Source organism: Haloechinothrix aidingensis (assembly GCF_013450155.1).
Lineage (GTDB): Bacteria > Actinomycetota > Actinomycetes > Mycobacteriales > Pseudonocardiaceae > Haloechinothrix > Haloechinothrix aidingensis.
In genome coordinates this window covers 275,856-282,005 of record NZ_JACCKD010000008.1, presented here as the reverse complement: position 1 = coordinate 282,005, position 6,150 = coordinate 275,856, and the positions used below count along the sequence as shown (strand labels likewise).

The following is a 6,150-nucleotide window of genomic DNA, read 5'->3' as shown; positions in this document are numbered from 1 at the left end:
GCGAGCCCGCGCGCCACACCAGGATCAGCGCCAGCAGCACGCCCACCCCGGCCAGCACCTCGATCGGCGCGAGATCCACCGTCATGCCGGTTCACCCCCGTCCCACTCGTCCTCGCCTTCCTTGGGTGGGTGGTCGCGGTGCCAGCGCCAGATCGGATACAGCACGCGGCGATCCTGATCAGCCATGCCGCCCCACACACCGACCGTGCTCGGCCCGCCCGTGCGCAGCTCCAGCTCCAGGCACTCATCCATGACCGGACACCCGGCGCACAACCAGGCGGCCAGCGCCCGATCCGCGTCCTCATCCCCGGACAACTCCGGGATCTCCTCGCGGTCGAACACCCAGAAGCACAACCCGTCCCGGGTGACGACCTCGGCCAACACCTCATCCGGCACATGCCGGAACTTGGCCAGCTTGAACACCAACGCGTCGAAGCGATCCCGATTCATCGGGCCTCACCCCCGAGACGGGCATCCAGCTCACGGGCGGTGCGCCGCTCGGCGATCAACCGAGCCGGATCCACACACCCACCCGAAGCGGCCACCTCAGCGACGAGCTGCTCCAACGCAGCAGCCGGGACGACATAGCGCGACCGGATCCGCACCGCGGGGAACGCGTCCTCGCGGATCGCCCGATACAACGTTGCCGGATTCACCCGCAGCAACTCAGCAGCCTCGGCAACGGTGTAGAAGGCCGGCGAACCGCCGTTAGACACATGCGTACTCATGAGCGATTACTCCTCAGCTCAGTAACTTGAATAATGATTGATTTCAGTTAAATATTGATGATTTCAGCTCTAGTTGGACACTGAAGTTTCCGCCGCAGCCGACAAGCCGCAGTGCTGTCGGCGCGGAATGGCGTCACGCGTTAATCTCGCCGTGCAGGCGGAGCACGGAGGAATAGGTGACTGAGAATTGGTCGGCGGTCGCGCGAGCGATCAACGAGCGCGTCAACGAGCTCGGGTGGCAGCAGCGCGAACTGGCGAGACGATCGCGTGTCTCGCAAGCGATCGTCCGCGAGATCCAGCACCACACCGTTGAGCGACGTCGTAGTGCCCGCACCCTTGAAGCCCTGTCCATCGCGCTTGGTTGGCATCCGCAGCACTTGGTGGCGGTCCTTCGCGGTCGCCGACCGCCGGAACCTGACGAGAACGTCGGAGATGACGGGGACACCGTGTGGTCTCGCTTGGAGACGATCGACTTGCGGCTGAACGAGCTTGCCGATCGGCTGGATGAAGTGGACACGAAGCTCAACACCGTTATCGAGCACGTTTCCCGTCAGCGTTAGAGGCGACCACTTGGGGGTATTCGGATGGCTTCTGTTCATGCCTTTCAGTCAACTTGCGATCGCCTCCATAACCCATGCATCGTGGATGCACGAGCAGCGCACTTTCGATGCGTTTCCGGTGCACGTCCCGCTGGGGAGGGCGTGACGAGATGGCACTGGTAAATCCGTGGACGGGTCGCAGTGCCTGTGCGCTTCAGGCGGCCTTGCGGATGACGAACGAATCGTTCGCGGCCCATTTGGGAATCGGCGTGCGAACGGTCGCGACGTGGCACCAGAAGTCGGACATCACGCCGAAATCTGAGATGCAACAGGTACTGGACGCGGCCTTGGAACGAGCGCCGGAAGCGGTGCGGGCGCGGTTCAACCGACTCATAGAGGCACAGGGCGACCTCCCCCCTGACATCTCAGAGAGCGCTCAGGTGCTCCGCGTAGCGATAGCGGTGGTAGTGCGAGAAGATGAAGTACTGCTGGTCTGTCGGCGCGGGCCTGACGGTGAAGGCATCGCGTGGCAGTTCCCGGCAGGGATGGTCAAGCCAGGGGTGACGCCGGGCACCGTGGCTGTGCGTGAGACCCTTGCCGAAACCGGTGTGCACTGTGCGGCACGTCGGTCCCTCGGCAGCCGACTCCACCCCGTGACGAGCGTTTACTGTGACTACTTGCTATGTGAGTACCTGACAGGCGAGGCGCACAACACGGACGTCGCCGAGAACGTCAGTGTGGTGTGGGCCGAGAAGAAGCGCTTGACGCGCTTCATACCGGCCGAGCAGATATTTCCGCCAATCCTGAAAGCCCTGGAGGTAGACAGTGACCCAGATGACGCCTGAAGCCGCGCGCCCAACGATCGCGGCCGCCATTATCGTGCAGGACGGGAAAGTCCTGCTCGTGCAACGGCGCGTTAAAGAGGGCAGCTTGTCTTGGCAGTTCCCTGCCGGTGAAGCGGAAGAAGGGGAATCGGCTGGTCAAGCGGCAGTTCGTGAGGCGCGCGAGGAAACTGGCTTGACCGTCGCTGAATCGAAGGTGCTTGGCGAGCGCGTACACCCGGCAACCGGGCGCACGATGGCCTATGTGGCGTGCCATGTTGTCGAAGGCTCAGCGAGCGTGGTCGACGACGACGAGCTAGCCGACCTTGCTTGGTTGAAGCATGACCAACTTGCTGAGTACGTACCACACGGTTTCTACGAGCCTGTGCAGGAGTACCTTGACGCAGCGCTTTCGTCATGAGTCAGAGTTGCGAAACTGGTAAATACTCACGTTCTAGGGAGGCGTAATACGGGTGCGAGACCGGGTTCGCACCTCTTCACGAAGTCGTTCTCGTACCTGAGTATGAAGGTCGACGGATGTCGTAGATCCGACTTCAAGAGAGACGGCGAGACCGTAGTGAACCGCGCGCTCCAGTTTCCCCGATTCGGCGCGACATTGGACATTTATAGAAAGACTGTCGTTATGCATGAAGGCCACGACCTTATTGCCTTCCAATATTTCATGCTGGACAGTGCCGTTGCGAACTGTGTTGTGGGGTACCTCCTTGCGGTCGACCCCGATACCTGCGGCCGGTGGTTCAAATTGCAGCTTCGCAACTCGGTACTTCTGTGAGTAAACATTAATTGGGGACATCCAGGCTAGCGTTATGGTGAGCCGCCTCCACTCGGTTGTTCCCGACAACCCTCTTGGCAAGGGGTAAGAAAATTCGTGTTGACGCCCATCGTTGATTGAACCGGCACCAAGCAATAGCGCTCGATTCTGCCTTGCCTTTGCTGCTCGCTCCTGACGCAGAGTCCCGTAACCAAGTAGCCGCGCCAATTCCCGACGCCGTTCCGACGCAGTAAGATCAAGCAGCTGCGGCAGTTCGCCTCCAACTTTGTACCACTCCGCCGCATGAACGAGTAGGGCCTTAGCCAGCACGGGATGGTACAGCTGGTTCGGAAATTGAAACTCGTCCGTCTGATTATCCAGACTTTCGAGTATGTCAAATATTTCATTAAGTTGACGAGTCGCAAGCGCTGCCGAATTGCTTGTTCCGAAACTCCAGACCGTAGACTTCAGTTCTCCTTCAAGTCCTGGTGCTGCGGTATGTAGCCCCGGGGGAGTTTCTGGGTTATTAACGCCTACGAGTTCACTGGGTACTTCGGTGGTTGGATCTGGCTTCTGAAACAGTTGCCGCCCTCCCGGAAGTAGAACTTCTGGCTTGACAGATCGACGGAAGCCAAAACCAGCAGGTGAGAAACAAGCCGGAAACCCGGTGGGCACCACATCCACCACGTTATCGGGAAAATCGGAGTCTGTTCGGTCCTCGTGGCTAGCACCGACGGTTATACAATTGATCGATTCGGCTGGTGATAGGGGGCGTCGAAGGCTAGCGGTGTCGTGTAGCCAGCGAGCAATCTCTCGCTTTGTAGCATCAGATGAACCCACAGCGTTGGCTGGGAGTCGGGGACTAATAGAAGCTTGATTTCCTGCGCTTACGACTATGACAACATTGTACTTAGAAGCCAGCCGGTCTAACAGGCGTGCTAGAGGGCTGAGCCGACGGATAAATGGTCGGGCCGGATCACCGATGGACAAGTTGACGATTCGGACGCTCTGTGCTGCCGGATCCCGGTTCTCATCTCCTTCGAAAATTCGAGTGAATGCACGATGTATCAGATCGACAAGCAGCTCGTGCGGCGGGACGACCTCGTTAAGTCTGTTATGTTCATCAGGTTGTAGGATAGGTCTGATATACAGCGGTTGACGCGCAGATGTTCCTGGCTGAGATAGATCGCCATGGATTATGAGTGACGCCATAGCAGAGCCGTGAAAGCGTTGACTGGTTGTATACAATGATTCGTGATCGTCCGGATCATCAATGATTAGACGACCTGCGAGTACTTCGTGATTAGTGAATGGTACTCCGTCAAGCAAGGCAATACGCGGTCGGCCGGATGGCAAGCGGTGATCAAAATCGGAGTGACGAGGTGATACACTATCGGATGCCGGAAAAGTCACAGGGAGACTTGGGCTCACCATCATGACATATTCAGTGGTAAGTAAGTCGATTGCTGTAGGACCTTGTTCAAGGACGCGCTCAACCTCGGAACGAGGTATGTCTACCAACAAACCGTGGTACGCTATGCTCGATTGCTCCGAAGTAGCGACGATACTCCCGTTAGAAGATCGTATGATGTTTTCGACAGTTTGTTGGGAATCTAAACGAGCCGCAGATGTGCTGCGATACCATAGCTCGACCTCGACCCGAACATGCTGTTTAGGAGCAACTAGAACGCTTTCTCGCCACTGTTCAAGTAATCCGGTTTCTCGTATACGATCATGCGGTCCCCATCGACGAATAGAACGAAGAAGCTTAAATACATTTTTGAGAGGATTTAGGCCGTAGGTAAATTTGACCTGGGGATTCTGCTGCCATTGTTCAAATAGACTTATAAGGTAACCAACGGCGCGTGCGTTGGTCATAACCATGTAAAGTGTTATCGGTACTTGTTTAGTTGGGTCATCTTCGTAGGAGAAATCTTCGTCTGGATCAATAAGGTCGTCAGCTAAATCGGCAAGAAACTCGAGGCCGTCAATTTTGTCGACTGCGTTTTGGAATTTGTGTACGCTGTCCGCAAGTTCAAAAACCACTACAAGCTCAGGGTCAGGAGCGGCTGTTGGCTCTGTGATCTCGGCACGCTTATTCGCAAGCGTCGACTGAAGCTCGCGGAATTGTGGAGTTAGACGTTCACGTTGACGGTCGGGACTCGGGCCACTAACGGTGGGAATTAGTCTGCGTTTCCCTGGTATGATATCGCCAGTCGTGGGCGGCGGGAAAGCTAGTAGTGGTCGTTCCTGGCTTGTGGATGGGCCTGGGTCCGCCATTGTTCGATCCGACTCCGAGCGATATCTTGTGCGTTGCCTCCAGGCAATGAGAGCACCAAACGCCTGCGGATGTCTAGGGCGATCTGCTCAAGCTCCGCGTAGCTTGCTCCCGGGAGCTTGTCAGCCAGCGTTCGCGGTGCAAGGCCGAGGTCGCCGCCGAGCCGGGTCTGGAGGGAACTGAGGAACGACGTCGCCTCAGACCTGGATGGAGCGTCAAGTTCTAGTCGAACCTGGAAACGCCTCCACGCTGCACGGTCAAGAAGCTCAGAGTGATTGGTGGAGCAGATCACGATCACGTGAGGAGGTAGTCGGTCGATCTGCATCAGAAGCGTTGAAACGACTCTCTTGACTTCACCCGTCTCATGCAGGTCGGAACGTTCCTTTGCGATCGTGTCGAATTCGTCGAAGAAGACGACGCAACGGCGGGTGCGGACAAACTCGAAGACATGATCCAACCTTGCCGCGGTTTCGCCGAGGAAGCTTGACACGATTCCCTCGTAACGAACGATGTAGAATGGGAGCATGGTTTCGGTCGCGATCGCTTCGGCAAGAGTAGTCTTGCCATTACCGGGGGGGCCGTCGAGGAGTAGGCGGTTGCGTGGCTCAAGGCCGTGACTTCGTAAGAGTTCGATCCGACGGTGTTCTTCGATCAGTTCCTGTGATGCCTGCTGCACGGTATCCCGAAGATGCAACGTATCGAGACGTCGGCGCGGCACGGTGTCGAGCAGTAGGTCGTTGACTCGCGTGGCAGCGTCGTCACGCGGGAGCAGGTCCGATGAACCTACGGTGGTGATCAGCTCGGAGAGGCGATCAGCTACCAAGTGGTGCTGGTTGGCTCGCTCCTCGGCGATGATTGCCTCTACCAAGGTTTGGAACTTCTGCTTATCGCCGGATCGCTCTGCTTCAACTAGGTCGATCAGCAGATCTGCGCGTGCCACGGTGACCTCCGCTTCACCTGTGAGTTCGAAGCAGCTGAAGTACCCAGCCGTACAACGTCGAGTCGGCAGGAC

The 6,150-nt window shown here is 57.6% G+C and carries 7 protein-coding genes; 3 read left to right on the top strand and 4 right to left on the bottom strand.

Annotated elements, in window-relative coordinates:
* Positions 1 to 81: 81 nt before the first annotated feature.
* Positions 82 to 450, bottom strand: a complete 369-nt coding sequence (locus H0B56_RS20395) for a WhiB family transcriptional regulator (RefSeq protein WP_180894702.1) — start codon at positions 448 to 450, stop codon at positions 82 to 84.
* Positions 447 to 728 carry a helix-turn-helix domain-containing protein gene (locus H0B56_RS20390; protein WP_180894701.1) on the bottom strand — a complete coding sequence of 94 codons (282 nt, stop codon included), beginning with the start codon at positions 726 to 728 and terminating at the stop codon, positions 447 to 449. Before H0B56_RS20390 ends, H0B56_RS20395 begins: the two co-directional genes overlap by 4 nt.
* A 176-nt stretch (positions 729 to 904) precedes the next feature.
* On the opposite strand from H0B56_RS20390, the gene H0B56_RS20385 reads away from it, so the two are divergent.
* From H0B56_RS20385 to H0B56_RS20375, 3 genes are all read left to right on the top strand, one after another.
* On the top strand, positions 905 to 1,288 hold the full coding sequence (locus H0B56_RS20385) for an XRE family transcriptional regulator (protein WP_180894700.1): 384 nt from the start codon (positions 905 to 907) through the stop codon (positions 1,286 to 1,288).
* A 248-nt stretch (positions 1,289 to 1,536) separates the two neighbouring features.
* Complete coding sequence (locus H0B56_RS20380; protein WP_219632953.1) at positions 1,537 to 2,112, top strand: NUDIX hydrolase; 576 nt, start codon at positions 1,537 to 1,539, stop codon at positions 2,110 to 2,112.
* The gene (locus H0B56_RS20375) at positions 2,102 to 2,509 is read left to right on the top strand and encodes an NUDIX hydrolase (protein WP_180894698.1); all 408 of its coding nucleotides are present in this window, start codon (positions 2,102 to 2,104) and stop codon (positions 2,507 to 2,509) included. The genes H0B56_RS20380 and H0B56_RS20375 overlap by 11 nt, the downstream gene beginning before the upstream one ends.
* 33 nt (positions 2,510 to 2,542) lie before the next feature.
* Here the strand turns inward: H0B56_RS20375 and H0B56_RS23085 are convergent, their stop codons facing one another.
* On the bottom strand, positions 2,543 to 4,906 hold the full coding sequence (locus tag H0B56_RS23085) for a S8 family serine peptidase (RefSeq protein WP_180894697.1): 2,364 nt from the start codon (positions 4,904 to 4,906) through the stop codon (positions 2,543 to 2,545).
* Positions 4,907 to 5,094: 188 nt separating this feature from the next.
* A complete protein-coding gene (locus H0B56_RS20365; RefSeq protein WP_180894696.1) occupies positions 5,095 to 6,078 on the bottom strand; it encodes an AAA family ATPase in 984 nt (327 codons plus the stop codon).
* Positions 6,079 to 6,150 lie beyond the last annotated feature (72 nt).